The following is an 18880-nucleotide window of genomic DNA, read 5'->3' on the forward strand; positions in this document are numbered from 1 at the left end:
GCAGCCAATATGCGACCTGGAGCGTGATCGCGGTAGAGTCATTCCTGCATAGGTGCCTCCCGTTATTGCATTGCACAACGGCAGGGCGATTCATGTCTCGTTAACCTTTCGCGCCGCCCTCTGCGCGCCTATGGTCCCCGCCGTCGGCCGCGGGTCGCGCCATTTTTCACCCCGTCTTTACTCGTATCCTGCCAGAGCCTCCGATGTTTCAGAATTTCGACCAGACCGCCGATTTCTCGCGCAGTGCCGAACGGGTCCGTCGGCTCCGCGCTGCTTTCGCAGAATCCGGCATCGACGGTTTCATCGTCCCGCGCGCCGACGAGTACCAGGGCGAGTATATCCCCCCCTCGGCCGCACGGCTTGAATGGCTGACCGGCTTTTCCGGCTCGGCGGGGGTGGCAGCCGTCTTCGCCGATCGCGCCGTGATTCTGGTCGATGGGCGATATACCTTGCAGGTCCGCTCCGAGATCGATCTTGCGGTCTTCGAGCCATTGTCGTCTGGCGAGACCTCGCTCGCCGACTTTCTCAAGGCCGCCGCGCCCGGCAAGCGGATCGGCTACGACCCGTGGCTGCATACGGTGTCGGAGATTCGCACGCTGACGGACGTGATCGAGGCGGCCGGCGGACATCTCGTCGCACTTCCGGCCAATCCGATCGACCGGATCTGGAATGATCGTCCTGCGCCCCCAAAGGCGCGGGCGGTCGTCCATCCAGAGCGCTTCGCCGGACGCCCAGCAACGGAGAAACTTTCCGATCTGGCCGGGCGGATTGGCGAGGCAAAGGCCGATGCCGCGCTTCTCACCGACCCCGCTTCGATCGCCTGGGCCTTCAACCTTCGCGGCGCCGACGTGCCGCACACCCCGCTGATGCTGGCCTTTGCCATCCTGCCCGCCGACGGCCGTCCGACCCTCTTCGTCGATCCGGACAAGCTCGGCGCCGAAATCCGCGCTTATCTTGCGGCGCTCTGCGCTCTGGCATTGCCGGAGGATTTCGAGCCGGCGTTGAAACGGGAGGCGGCTGGGCGCGCAATCGGTCTCGACCCGCAATTGGGCGCGGCGCGGCTGGCGACCATCGTCGAGGCGGCTGGCGGCACGCTCGTCGATATGCCCGACCCGGCGCGGTTGCCGCGAGCGATCAAGAATGCCGGCGAGATTGCCGGCTCACGGGCCGCTCACCGACGCGACGGCGCGGCGGTATCGAGCTTTCTCGCCTGGCTCGACCGCCAGCCGCCGGGAAGCCTCACCGAGATCGCCGCGGTCGAGCGGCTGGAAGCGTCGCGTGCCGAATATGGCGAACGGGACGGAAGCCCCTTGAAGGACATTTCCTTCGATACGATCGCCGGCTCCGGCCCGAACGGCGCGATCGTGCATTATCGCGTTAACCGGGGGAGCGACCGGCTTCTCGGGGAGGGCGAGCTCTTTCTGCTCGATTCCGGCGCCCAGTACGAGGACGGCACCACCGACATCACGCGGACGATCCCGATCGGCCAGCCGAGCGCGGAGATGCGGGAAAAGTTCACGCTGGTGTTAAAGGGCATGATCGCCATTGCCACGGCGCGGTTTCCCAAGGGCACGCGTGGCGTCGATCTCGATCCGCTGGCCCGGATCGCGCTGTGGAAGGCCGGCTGCGACTACGCCCATGGCACTGGTCATGGCGTCGGCTCCTATCTCGCCGTGCATGAGGGGCCGCAGTCGATCTCCAGGCGCGGCATGGCGGTGCTCGAAGCCGGCATGATCCTGTCCGACGAGCCGGGCTATTATCGTGAAGGCGCCTACGGCATCCGGATCGAGAATTTGATCCTGATCGAGCCCGCGACGGCCGTAGCGGGCGGCGATCTCCCAATGCATTCATTCGAGACATTGACCCTCGCGCCGATCGACCGCCGGCTCATCGAGCCGATGCTGATGAGCCGTGAGGAAATCGACTGGGTCGATACCTACCACGCAACCGTGCGGGCTGCGCTGACCGCCTTGCTGCCGGCTGCGGATCAGGACTGGTTGGAGGCAGCGACGCGTCCCGTCGACGCAGCATGACAACTCCCTCGCCGCCCATTCTAGGGCGCGGTCGGGACTGCGTCGTCGTTTCGCCTCAGCGGCAGAGCCGCCGCTTGCCATGATACGGCTGGAAGGTTCCCGAGCGAGCGTCGAACGACCGGTACTTGGCCGCGCAATAGCGATACCACTCGCCTGTCCAGGCGGCCGGCCTGCCGCGGTAGTAGCGCGGGGCGGCCCGATAATAACGCGGTGCCGGGCGGTAGTAGCGCGGCTGGCTGGCGATCGCTGCGCCGATGCCGAGGCCCACGATACCGCCGATAATCGCCGCGCCGCCGGAACCGAGGCCCCGGTGGCGACGATAGTAACGGCGGTCACCACGGAAGCCACGGTGGCCGCCATACTGCCGGCCACCGCGATAATGTCGGCCACCGCCAAAGGACCCGCCGCCATAGTGGCCGGCCTCGGCCTGCGATATCCCGACGAGCGGCGTGTTGGCGGGCACCGCGGCCGGGGCGACCGACAGCGCAAGCGCCAGTGCCAGGGATTTGACTGCCAACGGTTTGAAGAAATTCATGTCGACCTCCTGCATTACCAATAGTTTAACACTTAGGTAACGATTGGGAAGCTGAACGGCTCCTGAACAAGATGGCCGCTCACGAAAGCGTGGTCGGGAACCTTGAACCGCCGGGAAGGCAATGGCCGTCAACACGGCCCCTTGCCGGCATCTTCTTGCGCGACAGGTGAAGCGCGTGGTGCTGTACCGCCACGCATAACTCGAAAGGCCGCCCGACATCATGTCCGACAACCCGTCTTCATTCCCGCAAACGCCCCATTTGATCTATTTCGCCGATCCCATGTGCTCATGGTGCTGGGGCTTCGCGCCTGTCATCGAGGCGATCGCCGAGCTCTATCCGGATTTGGCGATCCGCCTCGTCCTCGGCGGTCTCCGGCCGTTTACCGACAAACGCATGGACGCGAGCGCCAAGGCGGATATCCGCAACCATTGGGAGCATGTGCGCGACGCCTCGGGGCAGCCCTTCGACTTTTCCTTTTTCGAGCGGGACGATTTTGTCTACGACACCGAACCGGCCGCGCGGGCGGTCGTGGCGGGCCGTCAGCTCGGGCCGGAGAAGGCCATCGCACTCGAACACAGGATCGCCCGGGCATTCTATGCCGAGAACCGCGATGTCACCGACTCCGAAACACTGGCCGATCTGGCGGCGGAATTGGGCTTCGATCGCACGGCATTTCAGGCGGCGTTCGCGCGGGAGGATACCAGGCAGGAAACGCTGGGCGATTTCGCCCTGTCCCAGCACGCCGGCGTTACCGGCTTTCCGACCCTCATCGCCGGGCCGCAGGCGGACGGCAATTATGCCCTCGTCACTGCGGGCTTTCAGCCGTCCGAGCCGGTCCTCGCCCGGGTAGGGTTGTGGCTCGAGCAGCAAAGAGCGGTGGCGTGAGGAAACTCGGCTTGACGATCTGCTCGCGATAAAATCGAAGCAGGGATTCGGATTTCCCGAGCATGCCGCTTGCCGTCTTCCCTCCTGGCCGGCCATTGTCTTCCGGGTGGGGGCTCTCTACCTCCAAACGCAGCGAACGCGCACACAGCCACAGCGGAGACGATCCATGTCCACTTCAGGTCCCGGCCGGCAAGGCCCCAATCGCATGCTCGACGAGTTCGCGCGGATGATGACCGACGCCGCCGGTGCTGCCCAAGGGGTGCGGCGCGAGGTTGAGACGGTGTTCCGGGCGCAAGGCGAGCGCTTCCTCAACCAGATGGACCTCGTCCAGCGCGAGGAATTCGAGGCCGTTCGCGATATGGCGGCGAAGGCGCGCATGGAAAACGAAGTCCTGAAGAAGCGGCTCGATGACCTTGAGGCACGCGCTCCCAGTGCCAAGCCGAAGGCCGGCTGACAGGTTCTCCACAGGCAATCAACAGGTTGCAAACAACCTTTGGTCGAACCGGATTATCCTTTGCCGAGAGTCGCTTAAGACTCCCGGCGAGGCCCTTCTCCTGGGTGCCCAAATCGATTGATGGTGAATATTTGGTTAACGCCCCTTAGCGCGAGGACTCGCGGTCTATATGCTGATTCATAAGGGTGATTCGACGCTGTGCGGTGGCGGTGTCATCCCTGCGGGGCGGCTTGGCGGCAATCGGCATCCCCGCCGAATTGGATACGGGGACGTTGACATGAGTCTGATTGAATTTGCCTCTTTGAGGCAATCTCATCCGGTCGATATGATCGAATGGGTCGCTGCGGCGCGGGAATGGGCGTTCGAACGCTCGGGCGACGACGAGATCGCGGTGGCGGTGGCCGGAGTCTGGACCGATTACTCGGTTTCGTTCTCCTGGCTGGAGAATATCGAGGCGCTGCATTTGGGTTGCGCCTTTGACCTCAAGATACCCGCGCATCGTCGCTCCGAAGTGCTCCGGCTGCTGGCGTTGATCAACGAGAAGCTACTCGTCGGACATTTCGACCTTTGGCAGCAGGAAGGGGCGGTGATGTTCCGCCATGCGCTGTTGCTATCAGGCGGCGCCGAACCGACCAGTCAGCAGGCCGAACGGATGCTGGCGACGGCGCTGGAAAGCTGCGAGCGTTTCTATCAGGCGTTTCAGTTCGTCGTGTGGGCCGACAAGATGGCTGACGATGCACTGGCTTGCGCGATTTTCGAGACCGAAGGCGAGGCCTGAGCATGACGGGCGGGCCGGACCGCATCCTGCTTCTGGGCGGCGGCAATATGGGCGCGGCGCTGCTCGGCGGCTGGCTGGAGAGTGGCTTGGAGTCGTCGCGCGTGCTTGTCGTCGATCCGAAGATCGGGGACGCCTTGCGCCAGTTGATCGACCGCCACGGCGTCCGCCATGCGACAAGCGTGCCGGATGAGGCGTTCGATGTCGCGCTGCTGGCGATCAAGCCGCAGATGATGGGCGAGGCGCTGCCGTCGCTACGGGCCGCGCTGAAGCCTGAGAGCCTCATCGTGTCGATCGCCGCCGGCACGAGCGTTGCGGCCATCGAGACACGGCTTGGCGAACGGCCCGTGGTGCGCGCCATGCCGAACACGCCGGCGCTGATCGGCCGGGGCATCACGGGTGCCTACGCCAATGCGCGAGTCGAGGCCGCGGGGCGCGCCGTTGCGGACGGTCTCCTGTCGGCGAGCGGCCCGGTTGAATGGGTCGACAGCGAGGCCCTGATCGACGCGGTCACCGGTGTCTCGGGCAGCGGCCCGGCCTATGTGTTCTATCTCGCCGAATGTCTGGCGAGAGCCGGCGGGGCGGCCGGACTGCCGGCCGAACTCGCGATGCGGTTGGCGCGGCACACGATCGCCGGCGCGGGCGAGTTGATGATCCGGTCAGAGGATACGCCGGAAAAATTGCGCCGGAACGTCACGTCGCCGAATGGCACCACCCAGGCCGCGCTCGATGTCTTAATGGCGGACGACGGTTTGGCCGCTCTGATGCTGCGGGCCGTACAAGCCGCGCGTGACCGCGCCGAGGCACTGTCGAAGGAGTAGGCGAATGGCGACACGTAAGGGTCCGGCGCCGGAAATCGGCTTCGACGATTTCATGAAGGTCGATATCCGCGTCGGCACGATCGTAGCGGCGGCGCCGTTTCCCGAAGCGCGCAAGCCGGCGTTTCGCCTGACCATCGACTTTGGCGCGCCGATCGGCCGCAAGAAATCTTCCGCTCAGATCACAGCGCATTACGAGGCGGAGGCGCTGGTCGGCCGGCAGGTGCTCGCCGTCGTCAATTTTCCGCCCCGGCAGATCGGCCCGATGATGTCGGAGGTGCTGACCCTCGGCGTACCGGACGCGGCTGGCGAGGTCGTGCTGCTCGGGCCGGGCCATAAAGTGCCCGACGGCGGCCGGATGTTCTGAGTGGGGCTACGCCGGCACGCGAATGAGCGCCCGCAGGCCGCCGAGATCGCTGTCTGACAGGAGGATGTCGCCGCCGTGGCTGCGGGCGATGTCGCGGGCGATCGCAAGGCCGAGGCCGGTGCCGCCGCTGTCGATGTTGCGTGCGGTGTCGAGGCGCACGAACGGCTTGAACACTTCCTCGCGCTGCTCGGCGGCGATTCCGGCGCCGTTGTCCTCGACCGTGATGGTCAGCCAGCGTCCCTCATGGCTGGCGCACACACGGATGCGGTCGCCATGGCGCAAGGCGTTGGTGACGACGTTGGTCACCATGCGGGTGAAGGAATCCGGCCGCACCGCGAGGCGGGGATCGCCGGCGATCTCCACCGCGATCTGCTTACCCTTCAATTTGGCTTCGGTCCGGAATTTTCCGAGCACCGGGACCAGATCGAGTTCACCGACCTCCTCGGCCGCCTCGTCCTTGGCAAAGGCCAGATAACCCTCGAGCATCCGCTGCATTTCGTCGACGTCGGCGTTCAACTCGTCCTGGTCTTCGCCTTCGCCGAGCAGGGCAAGTTGCAGCCGGAAGCGCGTCAGGATGGTCCGCAGATCGTGGCTGACGCCGGTCAGCATGGCCGTGCGCTGTTCCATCTGCCGCTCGATGCGATCGCGCATCTGGATGAAGGCGAGTGAGGCGCGCCGAACCTCCGAGGCGCCGCGCGGGCGGAAATTCGGCGGCATCGGTTGGCCGCGCCCAAAACCCTCGGCCGCCGCTGCCAGAGCCTGGATCGGGCGAATCTGGTTGCGCAGAAACAGGATGGCGATGATCATGAGCACCAGCGAGGTGCCGACCATCCAGACCAGGAAAATATGGGTGTTCGAGGCGTAGGCCGAGTTACGGGGCGCGAACACGCGCAAAACCTTGCCGTCCAGCTGGATGCGAACTTCGACGATCTTGGATTGGCCGACCGTGTCGATCCAGAAGGGGCGCCCGATCCGTTTGGTGATCTCTTCGCTGAGGATGCCGTCGAGGATGTTGAAGAACGGCTTCGGAGCAAGGGCGGGCAACGGTTCGGGCGGCAGCACCGAAACATTGAGGCCAAGCCGGTCGCGGGCGATCCCGATGACCCGCGAATAGTTGCTCCCCGGCGGCTGCGCTTCGACGAGGTCGGTGATCGCTGCGATGTCGCGCACCACGGCGGTCGACAGCCGATGGGTCACGAGCTGCCAGTGACGCTCCATGAACACCACCGTCACCACGCCCTGCAGCAGGACCACCGGCGCGATGATGATGATCAGGGAGCGTGCGTAGAGCCCCTTCGGCATGAAGTGCTGGGTGATGCGCGGAATGGGCCGCAGGAGTCCGCGCCAGATGTCGATCGTCGGCAGCTTGTCCCACCGCCAGCGCGGTGGCCACGCGTGGCGCCGGATGAGCGTGCGGAACCGCCACCGGCGTTTTTGGATGAGGCGTTCGATCGAGGTCACGGCCAGTCGGCCTCAGTCTGTGTTCAGGCGATAGCCGATGCCGCGCACCGTCTGTAGCCACAAGGGGTTTGCCGGATCGCTTTCAATTTTTCGGCGCAGGCGGTTGATCTGGACGTCGACGGTACGTTCACCGACATCGGTCTCGTCGCCGAGGAGATCCTGACGCTGGATCGTCTCGCCCGGATTGCCAGCGAACTGCGACATCATCTCCTGCTCGCGTTCGGTCAGGCGGATGACCTCCGGGCCGCGTTTCAATTCGCGGCGTGACAGCGTGAAGGTGAACGGGCCGAAACGCACATGTTCCAGCTTTTGGATCGGCGCCTGGCTCCCGCGTCGCAAGATGTTGTTGATGCGCAGAAGCAGTTCGCGTGGATCGAACGGCTTCGGCAGATAATCGTCGGCGCCGGCCGCCAACCCTTCGATCCGCTGCTCGGTCTCCGAGCGCGCCGTCAGCATCAGCACCGGCGACTGGCGGTCGACGCGGAACGAGCGCACCAGCTCGATGCCATTCTCGCCTGGCATCATGACGTCGACGATCAAAAGATCGAAGTCGAGCCCCTCGAGGATGCGCCGGGCCTCCCTGGCATCGGCCGCCACCGAGACGCGGAAATTCTGCTCCGACAGGAACCGCGACAGCAGCGAGCGGATGCGACGGTCGTCGTCGACGACGAGAATATGGGGGGCGTCGTCTCCCAGCGATGTCATCTCGCCCGAAGTCTCCCCGGCGAACTCGTTCATAGCGGGTCTTTCCAATTGATACCTTGCTTCGCGAACCACTCCCGCGTCGCCGGCCGGTCCGCCGCCATCTGTCTGAGAAAGGCGCCGATCGGCGCGGCGTCCGAGGGCGCCGCGTCGCTCAGCGCGGCTTCGATCCGGCGCGCCTGGGCTCGCGAAAGCTCCAGCGTCAGCTCGCGTCCCTTCACGGTCGGATAGAGACAGCGCTGCCGACGATCCTCCGCCCCCGGCATCTGACGGATGAAGCCATCGTCGATGAGCTGGCGCAATACCCGCGATAGCGATTGCTTGGTGATCTGCAGCAGATCGAGGAGATCGGTGATGGTCATGCCGGGGGCGCGGTTGACGAAATGCAGGATCCGGTGATGGGCACGCCCGAACCCGTAGCGGGCCAGAATTGAATCGGCATCGGCGGTGAATTCGCGATAGGCGAAAAACAACAGCTCGATCATCCGGAAGTCCGGATGTCCGAAGGTCGGCAGGGGCTCCCGCACAATGGCTTCGGCGGCATCGTCCGTGCGCACATCGGGGGTCAGGGCAGCATCCATAATTTAGGTCAGCACCATTGACGTAATTTCCTTCCATTGTTACACCGGACAGCGAAGAGTGGAAACCGTCGCTGTTCAGCCATACAGGGACCGGAGACATTGACGCGGCTCCACCCCTCGGCCAACAGTCGACTGCCGCCAGACGATGATAGGGAGGACGCCGGAACAGGCGTCGCGAGCACCATGAGCAATGTTCCATTCGACCAGCTTGACGGCGAAATCTGGTTCAACGGCCAGTTCGTGCCCTGGAAGGACGCCAAGATCCACGTGCTGACGCACGGGCTTCACTATGCGAGCGCCGTCTTCGAGGGCGAGCGGGCCTATGGTGGCACGGTCTTCAAGCTGCGCGAGCACACCGAGCGCTTGATCGCGTCGGGGCGCATGCTCGGCTTTGAGATACCCTACGGCGCCGACGAGATCGACGCGGCGACGAATGAACTGCTCGACCGGCAGGGTTTTGCCGACGCTTATGTCCGGCCGATCGCCTTCCGTGGCTCGGAGATGATGGGCGTCTCGGCCCAGAAGAACCGCATCAACGTCGCCATCGCCATCTGGCAGTGGCCGAGCTATTTCGATCCCGAGCAGCGCATGAAGGGCATCCGGCTCGATCTCGCCGAGTATCGCCGGCCGGACCCACGCACCGCGCCCTCCAAGGCCAAGGCCACCGGCCTCTACATGATCTGCACGATCTCCAAGCACGCGGCGGAAGCCAAGGGCTATGCCGACGCGTTGATGCTCGACTGGCGCGGCCAGGTGGCCGAGGCGACCGGCGCCAACGTCTTCTTCGTCAAGGACGGCGTCGTGCATACGCCGACGCCCGACTGCTTCCTCGACGGCATCACCCGCCGGACCGTGATCGATCTGGCGCGCCGGCGCGGCATCGAGGTGAAGGAGCGGGTGATCATGCCGGAGGAACTGGCGAGTTTCGAGGAATGCTTCCTCTGTGGCACGGCGGCCGAGGTGACGCCGGTCTCCGAGATTGCCGACTGGCGGTTCACTCCCGGCGAGACGACCCGGCGGCTGGTCGAGGATTACACCGGCACCGTGCAGCCGAAGCGCGCGGCGGCGGAGTAGGGCGCGCGGGAGGACAGCCGGACGGAGACGCGGCGATGATCCCCTGGGAAAAGCTGGACAACGCGACGATTCCCGGGACGACCGCTGAGCTCCGGCTGATGCGGCGCGGCACTGAATTCTCGATCATGCTCGGCGATAACGAGCTGATGAACAGCCGGCTCTCGGGCTCGGAAGAAGCGCTTGCGCGCCTGTCCTGCGAGAGGATCGCCGACCGGGCGAAGCCGCACGTGCTGGTCGGCGGGCTCGGCATGGGGTTTACGCTCCGCGCCGTCCTGTCTCGTCTTGGCGGCGACGCGAGCGTTATTGTCGCCGAGCTTGTGCCGGCGGTGGTCGCTTGGGCGAAAGGCCCGATGGCGCATCTCGTCGACGGGAGCCTCGACGATCCCCGCGTCAGTATTGCGGTAACGGATGTCGCCGAGCTCATTCGCGGCGCCCCGGCGGCCTACGACGCGATCCTTCTGGACGTCGACAACGGCCCCGAGGGCCTGACGAGCCGTGCCAATGACGGCCTTTACGATCTTGGGGGATTGGAAGCGGCGCGACACGCGCTGCGTCCCGGCGGGGTGCTGGCGGTCTGGTCACAGGGACCCGACAGCGGCTTTACCGGACGGCTCCGCAAGGCAGGCTTCCGCGTCGACGAGCAGCGTGTGCGCGCCAGCCGCACGGGCCGTGGCGCCCGGCACGTCATCTGGATCGCCGCGACATAGGTCCGCGCGCAGCCGAGGCCACGTCCAAGCGTCTCGCGAAATCGACCCCCTGAGCCAGGCAGCATTTGCGCCAGGGGGCGGCGGCGGTTATTCCCCTGCCCAACACGGTAGCCGCGCGATCTTGACTAATGTTGGAGATGAACCGCGGCGCCCAACTGGTTGAGGAGACTCCCGTTTTGACGCAACTCAGCGCCCAGATCGTGCCCGTCACGCCGTTCCAGCAAAACTGCTGCATCCTCTATGACACCGAGGCCAAGACCGGCGTCGTGGTCGACCCTGGCGGCGATGTCGACCGGATCGTCGCGACGATCGAGGCCGCCGGCATTGCCATCGAGGCGATCTGGCTGACCCACGGCCATATCGACCACGCGGGCGGTGCCATGGAGCTGAAGGAACGGCTCGGCGTCGACATCATCGGTCCCCATCGTGACGACGCGTTCCTGCTGTCAGGCCTCGAGGCCCAGGCGCAGATGTTCGGCGTCGGCGGCGCGGTCCGCAATTGCACGCCGGACCGCTGGCTGGAGGAGGGCGAGACGGTCGGCTTCGCCGGGCATGTCTTCGAGGTGCTGCACACGCCGGGCCACGCGCCCGGTCATGTCGTGTTCTTCCATCGCCAGGCGAAGTTCCTGCATGCCGGCGACGTCCTGTTTGCCGGCTCGATCGGACGCACCGATTTGCCGGGCGGCGACCATGCCGCGCTGATCCGCTCGATCAAGCAGAAGGTCCTGCCGCTCGGCGACGATGTCGGCTTCATCTGCGGTCACGGGCCGGGCGGACGCCTCGGCGACGAGCGACGCACCAACCCGTTTCTGACCTGATAGCCGCGCCCCGCCGGGCCCGGCGGTCAGCCGCCGGCGCAGAATAGCGAATTGCCCGCCGCGTCCATATAGGTGCCGAAATTCGGATCGAAGCTGGGGTGGGCGCGGGTGCAAGCGCTCAGCCATTCCCGCGTCCACGGCTCGCCGGCGCGGGCTTTGCGTGCAGGACGCGCGCTCCGATCCAACTCTGCGGCGGCATGCCGGTCATAGTTCGGAGCGATGCGAATGATCTTCGAGCCGCCGGTCTCGATGATGTCGATGCCGGACGCCGGCAGGGGACGGCGATCCAGCCGTTCGCGCGCCACATCGATGATCCGCGGTCCGTTCGGCACAGCGTCGAATCCGTATTGACGTTTCCATGCCGAGGCGCGGGAGGGCACGGCGCGGTGACCGGAAGCACCGGTGGACATTATCGTGAAGGACCCTTGCGAGCGTGTCGCAACACCCCGTGGCTCGACCACGCGCCAAGCGCGATTTCGCCCACGCACCGTGAGCACGTCGAAATTTGGCTTGCGTTTGATCGAACCGCCGTCCTCTAGAAACTCCTCGCGTTCATTGGTGGAATAGATATCGGGAGCGGTTCGGATGCCGCCGCCATCCTCGAGAAACTCCTCCCGCTCGTCGGTGACGTAGATATCGGGCGCGGTGCGGATGCCACCTCCATCCTCGAGAAAATCCTCGCCCTGAGCGGAAAAGTCGATGATTTGGGCGGTTCTGACGCCGCCGCCTCCGCTGTCGATGGACTGTTCGCTCGTGGCGGGCACGGAGGCCAGCATTAGAAAGGAAAGCGCAGCTGCGGTCGTGTGCGTTGCCAGGCGGTTTCGGCTTTGCATGACGATCTCCCGTTTAGGCCCCTTGCGAGGCATTCGGCAGAGCCCTTGCACGCGGCGTGCCAGACGATTCTGTTCCATTCCGGTACTCCACCACTAAGGTGGGAGACAAAAAAGCCCGCCGTGCGATGCGCGGCGGGCTATCCCAAGCTTTTCGTGCCGGCGCGGCACTCTCGCGCCGGTTTGACCGGCGTTTCCGTCCGCCTCAGTCGGTCGCTTCGAGGTTGACCGCCTTGGGGCCCTTGCCGCGCTTGTCGGGTTCGGTTTCGTACGAGACCTTCTGGTTTTCCTCGAGGCCCGGCAGGCCGGAGGCCTGCACCGCCGAGATATGAACGAAGATGTCCGCGCCGCCGTCGTCCGGCTTGATGAAGCCGAAGCCCTTCTCGGTATTGAAGAATTTGACCGTCCCGGTTTGTGCCATTATCGGAGTCCTTATCCTGGCATTACGTGTCGCCGTGTGGCGGTGGCAGGCAAGTCTTGACGAGGAAGGGAACCGATACATCGTGGTTTCCGGTTTCGGTATACCACCCGGAGGAGGCGCCTCCGATACGCAGTTCGTCCGTTACCTTTGTTCGCGAAATTGCCCAAACGTCCCTTGAATGCTATCCCGCGCCGGGCGTTGCAAGTAAAAGTTTTTGGGCAAGCTTCAGGTTTCATTTCGGCACGGGCGGTCTCGCCGTGCCTCCCGCGCCCGCCCGCCATTCCCGTTCAGGCTCATGCGTTCCATGTCGTTACTCTTCGCCGGCTTTTCTTCCTTTCCGAGCGCGCCGCGCAATCCGACCGAGGATCTGGCGCGCGCGTTGCAGTGCGAGAGGGGCTGCTCCGACGGTCTCCACGCTGAGATTCTGCCCGTCGAATGGGAGGGCAGCTGGTCGCGGCTCAAGGCTGCGATCGAAGCCGTGCGCCCGACGACCGTCGTGCTGTTCGGCCTCCACCAGCGCGCCGAACGCCTTCGCATCGAACTGGTCGCGCGCAATCGTCGTGAGCTCGGCCATGCCGACGCGGTCGGCGGCTTCCCGTCCGGACCGGCGGTGCTGGACGGTCCCCAGTCGCTGCCCGCAAATCTGCCGTGGAACGACGTCGCCGCTGCCTTGCGCAGTGCCGGCGCCTCCTTCGAGTGGTCGACCAATGCCGGCGGTTATCTCTGCAACGATACCTTCTACCGCCTTGCCCATCATGCCGCCTCGCTCGGCGTGCGGCGTTACGGTTTCATCCATGTTCCGCTGAGCGACGAGGCCGTAGCCGAAACCGTCGCGAGCGAAACCGTGCCGGACGTGTTTTGCAGCGTGCCGGCGGCAACCATCGAACGGGCGGCGCGGGCGCTGGCTGCAACATTAGGCGGGGTTCCGAACGCGATGCCGGAGACAAGCGCATGAGCGGGTTCGACGAAGCGGCGTTGACGGACGCCTATGAACGGGCGCTGTCGCTCGAGAAGGCTGGCGCGCACGCCGCCGCGGCCGAAGCCTATCGCGAGTGTCTGGCGATTGATCCTGAGGACCATGGCGGCGCGGCGGTCCGCATCGCGGCCATGGGTCTGGGGGAGGCGCCTGAATCGGCGGGCGACGCCTATGTGGCGACGCTGTTCGACCAGCATGCAGAGGCGTTCGAGGACATTCTGGTGCGCCAGCTCGGCTACGGCGTGCCGGGGCTGATGGCGGCGCGGCTCGCGGAGATCGCACCCGGTCGCCACCAGCGCGTGCTTGATCTCGGTTGCGGCACCGGGTTGGCCGGCGAGACACTGCGTGACCGGGCTACGACACTGATCGGCGTCGATCTGTCGGAAGGCATGATCGAGACCTGTTTCGACAAGGGCGTCTACGACGATCTCTATATCGGCGAGGCGGTCGGCTTCCTCGCGGACTTCGACGAGGAAGACCCCTTCGACCTGATAGTTGCCGCCGACGTGCTGCCTTATCTCGGCGGACTCGACGGACTCTTTTCCGGGGTCGCCGCACGGCTGGCGGGCGGCGGAATCTTCGGTTTCTCCACCGAGACACTGTCCAATGCGGCATTCGACGGGCGCGATTTCATGGTCGGCCCGCACCAGCGCTTTCATCACCGCGAGGCGTATCTTCAGGACCGGCTCACGGCGCACGGCTTCGATTGTCTGGAATGCGGATCGATCATCGTCCGCCTCCAGGAGGGGCAGCCGGCCCCTGGTCATCTGGTGCTGGCGCGGCGTCGGGACTGCTGAGCCGGCACTGCGTCAGATTTATACAGCGGCGGCAGGGCGGGGGCGCTTCACGAGTCTTGCCGGCCATCCCCGCCGCTGATCGCCAAGTCAGGCCGAAACGACTGTCTGTTTCTGCTCGCCGAGCCCTTCGATCCCCAGCGCCATGACATCGCCCACCTCCAGATATTTCGGCGGCTTCATGCCCATGCCGACGCCCGGCGGTGTGCCGGTGGAGATCACATCTCCCGGCATCAGTGTCATGAACTGCGACAAATAGGACACGATGTGCGGCACGTTGAAGATCAGCGTGTTGGTACTGCCGGTCTGGCGGCGTTCGCCGTTGACGTCGAGCCACATGGCGAGATTGTGAACATCGCCGAGTTCGTCGCGGGTCACCAGCCAGGGACCGAGCGGACCGAAGGTGTCGTGGCTCTTGCCCTTGGTCCACTGGCCCATGCGCTTGGTCTGGAAGTCACGCTCGGAGACGTCATTCATGATCGCGAAACCGGCGACGTGGTCCATCGCGTCGGCTTCCTCGACGTATTTCGCCTTGGTCCCGATGACGATCGCAAGCTCGACCTCCCAGTCGAGCGCTGTCGAACCGCGCGGCATCTCGACATCGTCATTCGGCCCGCAGAGCGCCGAGAGCGCCTTGGCGAAGATGATCGGCTCGCTGGGGACCTCGGCGCCGGTCTCGGCCGCATGGTCGGAATAATTGAGCCCGATGCAGACGATCTTCTGGATCTGCCCGACGCAAGGCCCCATGCGCGGCCAGCCGTCGACCACGGGGAGGCTGGAAGGATCGAGAGCCTTCAGCTTGGCGAGGCCGGCCTCGGAGAGAACCTCCCCGGCGATGTCGCCGACATGGGCGGAAAGGTCGCGCAGCGTGCCGTCGGCGTCGACAAGGCCGGGCTTTTCTTCGCCCGAGGGGCCATAGCGAACGAGTTTCATGACGTTTTTTCCGTGTTCCGAATGTGGTGGGAGAGAAGAAGTGTCGGCGCTTCAGTAGACGGCGCGGCCGCCGGAAATGTCGAACACCGCGCCGGTCGAGAACGAGCAGTCCTCGGAGGCGAGCCAGGCGATCATGGCGGCGACCTCGGCCGGCTCAACGAAGCGGTTGAGCGGGATTTTCGACAGCATGTAGTCGATGTGCTCCTGGCTCATCTGGTCGAAGATCGCGGTGCGCGCGGCAGCCGGAGTGATGCAGTTGACCAGGATGCCGGTTCCAGCGAGCTCCTTGCCGAGCGATTTGGTCAGCCCAATGAGGCCGGCCTTCGAGGCCGAATAGTGCGAGGCGTTGGGATTGCCTTCCTTGCCGGCGATCGAGGCGACGTTGACGATTCGGCCATAGCCCTTGTCCATCATCAGCGGCACGACGGCCCGGCTGGTCAGAAACGGCGCCACGAGGTTTACCTCGACCGTGCGGCGCCAGACGTCGGGCTCCAACTCCCAGGTCTTGCCATTGCCGCCGGTGATGCCGGCATTGTTGACGAGAATGTCGACCGAGCCGGCCTTGGCGAAAGCGGCCTTGGCGGCATCCGCGACGGCGTCCACATCGGTCAGTTCCACCGCTTGGCCGCTGGCCTTCGCGCCGAGCTGCGCCACCGCCTCCTCGATTGCCGTGCCGTCGACGTCCCACAGCACCGCCGATCCGCCGCTGGCGAGGACCCGCTCGGCGGTGGCAAGGCCGATGCCGCGCGCGCCGCCGGTGATGATCGCGGTGCGTCCCTCCAGATCGATGCGGTTCATGGTTTCTCCCTTTGGCCGGTGCGCGCCCGCGGCGCAACGCTCGTGGGGCTCATGACATATCGGCGTCGGGAGCGCAATGTATACGTTAAAGATGGCGCCTGTTCTGTCGCAAGGCCGGCATCACCGTTCCGGGAAAGAGGTGTTAGAGCGCCAGGTACTGGAGCCGCAATTCCTTGTTGTCGATGATCTCCTGGGCGGTGCCATCGAAAACCACTTCGCCCATTTCCAGGATGATCGCCCGGTCCGCCAAATGAAGGGCGGCGATGGCGTTCTGCTCCACTAGGATGGTGGTAATGCCGAGCTGCTTGATCTCTTCGAGAATCCGCTCGATTTCCTGCACGATCACTGGCGCCAAGCCTTCATAGGGCTCGTCGAGCAGCAGGAGCTTCACCTCGCGGGCGAGCGCCCGCGCCACCGCGAGCATTTGCTGCTCGCCGCCGGACATCGTCGTACCCTCCTGGGTGCGACGCTCGGCGAGGCGCGGGAAGTGATCGTAGATGCGCTCTAGCGGCCAGCCGATCGGTTTTTCGATCTGGGCGAGCTTGAGGTTTTCCTCGACGCTTAGGCCGGGAATGATCCGCCGGTCCTCGGGCACGAGCTGGATACCGGCCTGGGCCGCCTGATAGCTCTGCATTTCGTGCAACGGCTGGCCTTCCAGCCAGATCTCGCCGCGCTTGAGTTCGGGCTGGCCGGCGCGGGCGATGGTCCGCAATGTGGAGGTCTTGCCGGCGCCGTTACGGCCAAGTAGCGCCAGGATCTCGCCCTCGCGCACTTCGAAGGATACGCCTTGGACGATGTAGCTTTCGCCGTAATAGGCGTGCAGGTCCCGCGCCGCGAAGAATGGCGTCCCACCGGTTCCGGCCACAGGGTGGGGGGAGGCCGGGCGTTCCGTCGTGGCGATGGTCTCGCTCATAGATGCGCTCCCCCGAGATAGGCTTCCTGCACGCGCGGATCGGTCTTGATGTCCTGCGGCGTGCCCTCGGCGATGACGGTCCCCTGGGCCATGACGCTGACGGTGTCGGCGAGCGAGAAGACCACATGCATGTCGTGCTCGATGATAACCTTGGTGATCTTGCGCTTGGCGATCTTCTTCAACAACTCGACCGTGTTGTTGGTATCGGCGCGCGACATCCCGGCGGTCGGCTCGTCGAGCAGCAGGAGTTTGGGTTTTTGAACCAGGCACATGGCCAGCTCCAGCCGCCGTTTGTCGCCGCGCGACATCGAATTGACGATCTGATCGCGCTGGTCCGCAAGATGCAGATCTTCGAGGATCTCCTCGGCTTCCGCCTTGACCTTCCGCCTGTCCGCCGCGCGTTTCCAGAGATTTATCCGGAATGCCCCGTCGGCCGAAGCGAAAGCCGGGATCATGACGTTTTCCATCACCGTCATCTCGCCGAAGACCTCCGGCGTCTGGAACACCCGCGCGATGCCGGCCTGATTGATCTGGTGGGGATGGCGGCCCAGCAGCCCATGGCCATCGAAGTCGACCGAACCTTCGTCCGGGACGATGCGGCCGACCAGACAATTGAGCAGCGTCGATTTGCCGGCGCCGTTGGGGCCGATGATGGCGTGGATCGTTCCTTCCTTGACGTTCAGATTGACGTTGTCGAGCGCCTTGAGGCCGCCGAAGCGCTTGTTGACACCGCTGATCGCGAGAATATCCATGCCGGTTCCTCTATTCGGCGGCCGAATGGGCCGATTGCGGCATGTCGGGCATCTGTTTTTCGCCCGCCATTTTCGGTTTGCGGGCGATGCCGCCGATCCGGCGCAGCCCTTCCATGATGCCGCCCGGCAGCACGATGACGATGAGCATGAACAGAAGGCCGAGGGTCAGCAGCCAGCCTTCGCCGACGAAGGGGCTGGTGATCGCGACCATCGTCTCCTGTGCCCAATTGGGCAGGAAGTCGAAGGTGCGATAGAGGAAGCTGTCATTGAACGAGGAGAAGATCTGCTCGAGATATTTCATCACGGCCGCGCCGATAACCGGCCCGAGCAGCGTGCCGACGCCACCGAGGATGGTCATCAGCACGACTTCGCCGGAGGCTGTCCACTGCATGCGGTCCGCGCCCGCGAGGGGGTCGGTGACGGCCAGCAGGCCCCCTGCAAGCCCGGCATACATGCCGGAAATGACGAAGGCCGTCAGCAGATAGGGGCGGGTGCTGAAGCCGGTGAACGCCATCCGGTTCTGATTGGATTTTATGGCCAGCAGCATCATGCCGAAGGTCGAGTTCTTGATCCGCATCGCCAGGAAGAAGGCAAGGATCAGGAGGAACGCGCAGAAGTAGAAGCCGGCCCAGCCCTGTAGCTCGATGCCGAAGAAGTTCGGCGAGGGGAGCGATGCCGAACTCGTTCCGAAGGCGCGATCGATGATGCGCGGGTCGCTGCGGGATATCTGCAGGCCGGTCTCGCCATTGGTGATCGGCGTGAGCACCGAATAGGCGAGGTTGTAGGACATCTGCGCGAAAGCCAGCGTCAGGATCGAGAAGTAGATGCCCGACCTGCGCAGGCTGACGAAGCCGATGGTCAGCGCGAACACGCCTGCAATGATGATCGCGAAGACCAGCGCGAAGACCGCGTTCATCGACAAGAGCTTGAACATCCAGACCGCGGCGTAGGACCCCGCGCCGAGAAAGGCGGCATGGCCGAACGAGAGGTAGCCGGAGAAGCCGAACAGAATGTTGAAGCCGAGCGCGAAGATGCCGAAGATCGCGAATTTCTGCAGGATGTCGGGATAGCCGGCACCGATGGGCGCCAGCCACAGCGGCATGGTCAGGATCGCCGCCGCGAACAGCGCGACATAGACATACTCGCCCACGGCGCCGTCAAAGAAGCGGCGCCTTCGTCCGGCGGTCGGCGGAGCCGACCGGTGTTGACCGGCCTCCGCGGCGGATGGGGAAGGCGAAACTGCGCTGCTCAT

General features: G+C 64.9%; 22 protein-coding genes. 11 read left to right on the top strand and 11 right to left on the bottom strand.

The genetic code is table 11. From position 1 onward, the window contains the following. Positions 1–203 precede the first annotated feature (203 nt). Positions 204–2033, top strand: a complete 1830-nt coding sequence (locus tag ING15_RS07660; protein ID WP_206454208.1) for an aminopeptidase P family protein — start codon at positions 204–206, stop codon at positions 2031–2033. A gap of 55 nt (positions 2034–2088) precedes the next feature. Here the strand turns inward: ING15_RS07660 and ING15_RS07665 are convergent, their stop codons facing one another. Continuing rightward, positions 2089–2568, bottom strand: a complete 480-nt coding sequence (locus ING15_RS07665; RefSeq protein WP_206454209.1) for a BA14K family protein — start codon at positions 2566–2568, stop codon at positions 2089–2091. A 220-nt stretch (positions 2569–2788) separates the two neighbouring features. Here ING15_RS07665 and ING15_RS07670 point away from each other — a divergent pair, with 220 nt between their 5' ends. The 5 genes from ING15_RS07670 (at position 2789) to ING15_RS07690 (ending at position 5868) form a co-directional block, all read left to right on the top strand. After that, positions 2789–3454, top strand: coding sequence for a DsbA family protein (locus ING15_RS07670; protein ID WP_206454210.1), 666 nt, complete (start codon positions 2789–2791; stop codon positions 3452–3454). Positions 3455–3620: 166 nt separating this feature from the next. Next, the gene (locus ING15_RS07675; RefSeq protein WP_206454211.1) at positions 3621–3908 is read left to right on the top strand and encodes an accessory factor UbiK family protein; all 288 of its coding nucleotides are present in this window, start codon (positions 3621–3623) and stop codon (positions 3906–3908) included. Between the two features lie 277 nt (positions 3909–4185). Then, a complete protein-coding gene (locus ING15_RS07680; RefSeq protein ID WP_206454212.1) occupies positions 4186–4686 on the top strand; it encodes a type III secretion system chaperone family protein in 501 nt (166 codons plus the stop codon). Between the two features lie 2 nt (positions 4687–4688). After that, positions 4689–5504: a pyrroline-5-carboxylate reductase gene (gene proC, locus ING15_RS07685; protein WP_408628684.1), complete on the top strand. Its 816-nt coding sequence runs from the start codon at positions 4689–4691 to the stop codon at positions 5502–5504. A gap of 4 nt (positions 5505–5508) precedes the next feature. Further along, entirely contained in the window at positions 5509–5868 is a 360-nt protein-coding gene (locus ING15_RS07690) for a tRNA-binding protein (protein ID WP_206454213.1), read from the top strand. Between the two features lie 6 nt (positions 5869–5874). Here ING15_RS07690 and ING15_RS07695 read toward each other — a convergent pair whose 3' ends face one another. The 3 genes from ING15_RS07695 to ING15_RS07705 all read right to left on the bottom strand — a co-directional run bounded on the left by ING15_RS07695 (position 5875) and on the right by ING15_RS07705 (position 8612). After that, on the bottom strand, positions 5875–7170 hold the full coding sequence (locus ING15_RS07695; protein WP_206454376.1) for an ATP-binding protein: 1296 nt from the start codon (positions 7168–7170) through the stop codon (positions 5875–5877). A 171-nt stretch (positions 7171–7341) separates the two neighbouring features. After that, a complete protein-coding gene (locus ING15_RS07700) occupies positions 7342–8067 on the bottom strand; it encodes a response regulator (RefSeq protein ID WP_206454214.1) in 726 nt (241 codons plus the stop codon). Next, positions 8064–8612 carry a MarR family winged helix-turn-helix transcriptional regulator gene (locus tag ING15_RS07705; protein ID WP_206454215.1) on the bottom strand — a complete coding sequence of 183 codons (549 nt, stop codon included), beginning with the start codon at positions 8610–8612 and terminating at the stop codon, positions 8064–8066. Before ING15_RS07705 ends, ING15_RS07700 begins: the two co-directional genes overlap by 4 nt. A 183-nt stretch (positions 8613–8795) precedes the next feature. Between ING15_RS07705 and ING15_RS07710 the strand changes: the two genes are divergently transcribed. From ING15_RS07710 to ING15_RS07720, 3 genes are all read left to right on the top strand, one after another. Next, entirely contained in the window at positions 8796–9686 is an 891-nt protein-coding gene (locus ING15_RS07710; protein ID WP_206454216.1) for a branched-chain amino acid aminotransferase, read from the top strand. 35 nt (positions 9687–9721) lie between these two features. Next, positions 9722–10393 (top strand): spermidine synthase, encoded by a 672-nt coding sequence (locus tag ING15_RS07715; RefSeq protein WP_206454217.1) that lies wholly within the window; start codon positions 9722–9724, stop codon positions 10391–10393. Between the two features lie 176 nt (positions 10394–10569). Further along, on the top strand, positions 10570–11211 hold the full coding sequence (locus tag ING15_RS07720; protein WP_269812737.1) for an MBL fold metallo-hydrolase: 642 nt from the start codon (positions 10570–10572) through the stop codon (positions 11209–11211). 26 nt (positions 11212–11237) lie between these two features. Here the strand turns inward: ING15_RS07720 and ING15_RS07725 are convergent, their stop codons facing one another. Beyond that, positions 11238–12044: a hypothetical protein gene (locus ING15_RS07725; RefSeq protein ID WP_206454218.1), complete on the bottom strand. Its 807-nt coding sequence runs from the start codon at positions 12042–12044 to the stop codon at positions 11238–11240. A 202-nt stretch (positions 12045–12246) separates the two neighbouring features. Then, positions 12247–12462, bottom strand: a complete 216-nt coding sequence (locus ING15_RS07730) for a cold-shock protein (protein ID WP_206454219.1) — start codon at positions 12460–12462, stop codon at positions 12247–12249. 304 nt (positions 12463–12766) lie between these two features. On the opposite strand from ING15_RS07730, the gene ING15_RS07735 reads away from it, so the two are divergent. Further along, positions 12767–13417, top strand: coding sequence for a pyroglutamyl-peptidase I family protein (locus ING15_RS07735; protein WP_206454220.1), 651 nt, complete (start codon positions 12767–12769; stop codon positions 13415–13417). Continuing rightward, positions 13414–14235, top strand: coding sequence for a class I SAM-dependent DNA methyltransferase (locus ING15_RS07740; protein WP_206454221.1), 822 nt, complete (start codon positions 13414–13416; stop codon positions 14233–14235). The genes ING15_RS07735 and ING15_RS07740 overlap by 4 nt, the downstream gene beginning before the upstream one ends. Before the next feature lie 87 nt (positions 14236–14322). Here ING15_RS07740 and ING15_RS07745 read toward each other — a convergent pair whose 3' ends face one another. The 5 genes from ING15_RS07745 to ING15_RS07765 all read right to left on the bottom strand — a co-directional run bounded on the left by ING15_RS07745 (position 14323) and on the right by ING15_RS07765 (position 18880). Beyond that, positions 14323–15165 carry a fumarylacetoacetate hydrolase family protein gene (locus ING15_RS07745; RefSeq protein ID WP_206454222.1) on the bottom strand — a complete coding sequence of 281 codons (843 nt, stop codon included), beginning with the start codon at positions 15163–15165 and terminating at the stop codon, positions 14323–14325. A 51-nt stretch (positions 15166–15216) separates the two neighbouring features. Next, positions 15217–15963 (bottom strand): SDR family NAD(P)-dependent oxidoreductase, encoded by a 747-nt coding sequence (locus tag ING15_RS07750; RefSeq protein WP_206454223.1) that lies wholly within the window; start codon positions 15961–15963, stop codon positions 15217–15219. A 142-nt stretch (positions 15964–16105) separates the two neighbouring features. Next, entirely contained in the window at positions 16106–16876 is a 771-nt protein-coding gene (locus ING15_RS07755) for an ABC transporter ATP-binding protein (RefSeq protein ID WP_210348823.1), read from the bottom strand. Further along, positions 16873–17628 (bottom strand): ABC transporter ATP-binding protein, encoded by a 756-nt coding sequence (locus ING15_RS07760; RefSeq protein ID WP_206454224.1) that lies wholly within the window; start codon positions 17626–17628, stop codon positions 16873–16875. Before ING15_RS07760 ends, ING15_RS07755 begins: the two co-directional genes overlap by 4 nt. A gap of 10 nt (positions 17629–17638) precedes the next feature. Further along, a complete protein-coding gene (locus ING15_RS07765; RefSeq protein ID WP_232845628.1) occupies positions 17639–18880 on the bottom strand; it encodes a branched-chain amino acid ABC transporter permease in 1242 nt (413 codons plus the stop codon).

It is taken from the genome of Aurantimonas marina (assembly GCF_017183135.1).
In the GTDB taxonomy this organism is placed as follows: domain Bacteria; phylum Pseudomonadota; class Alphaproteobacteria; order Rhizobiales; family Rhizobiaceae; genus Aurantimonas; species Aurantimonas marina.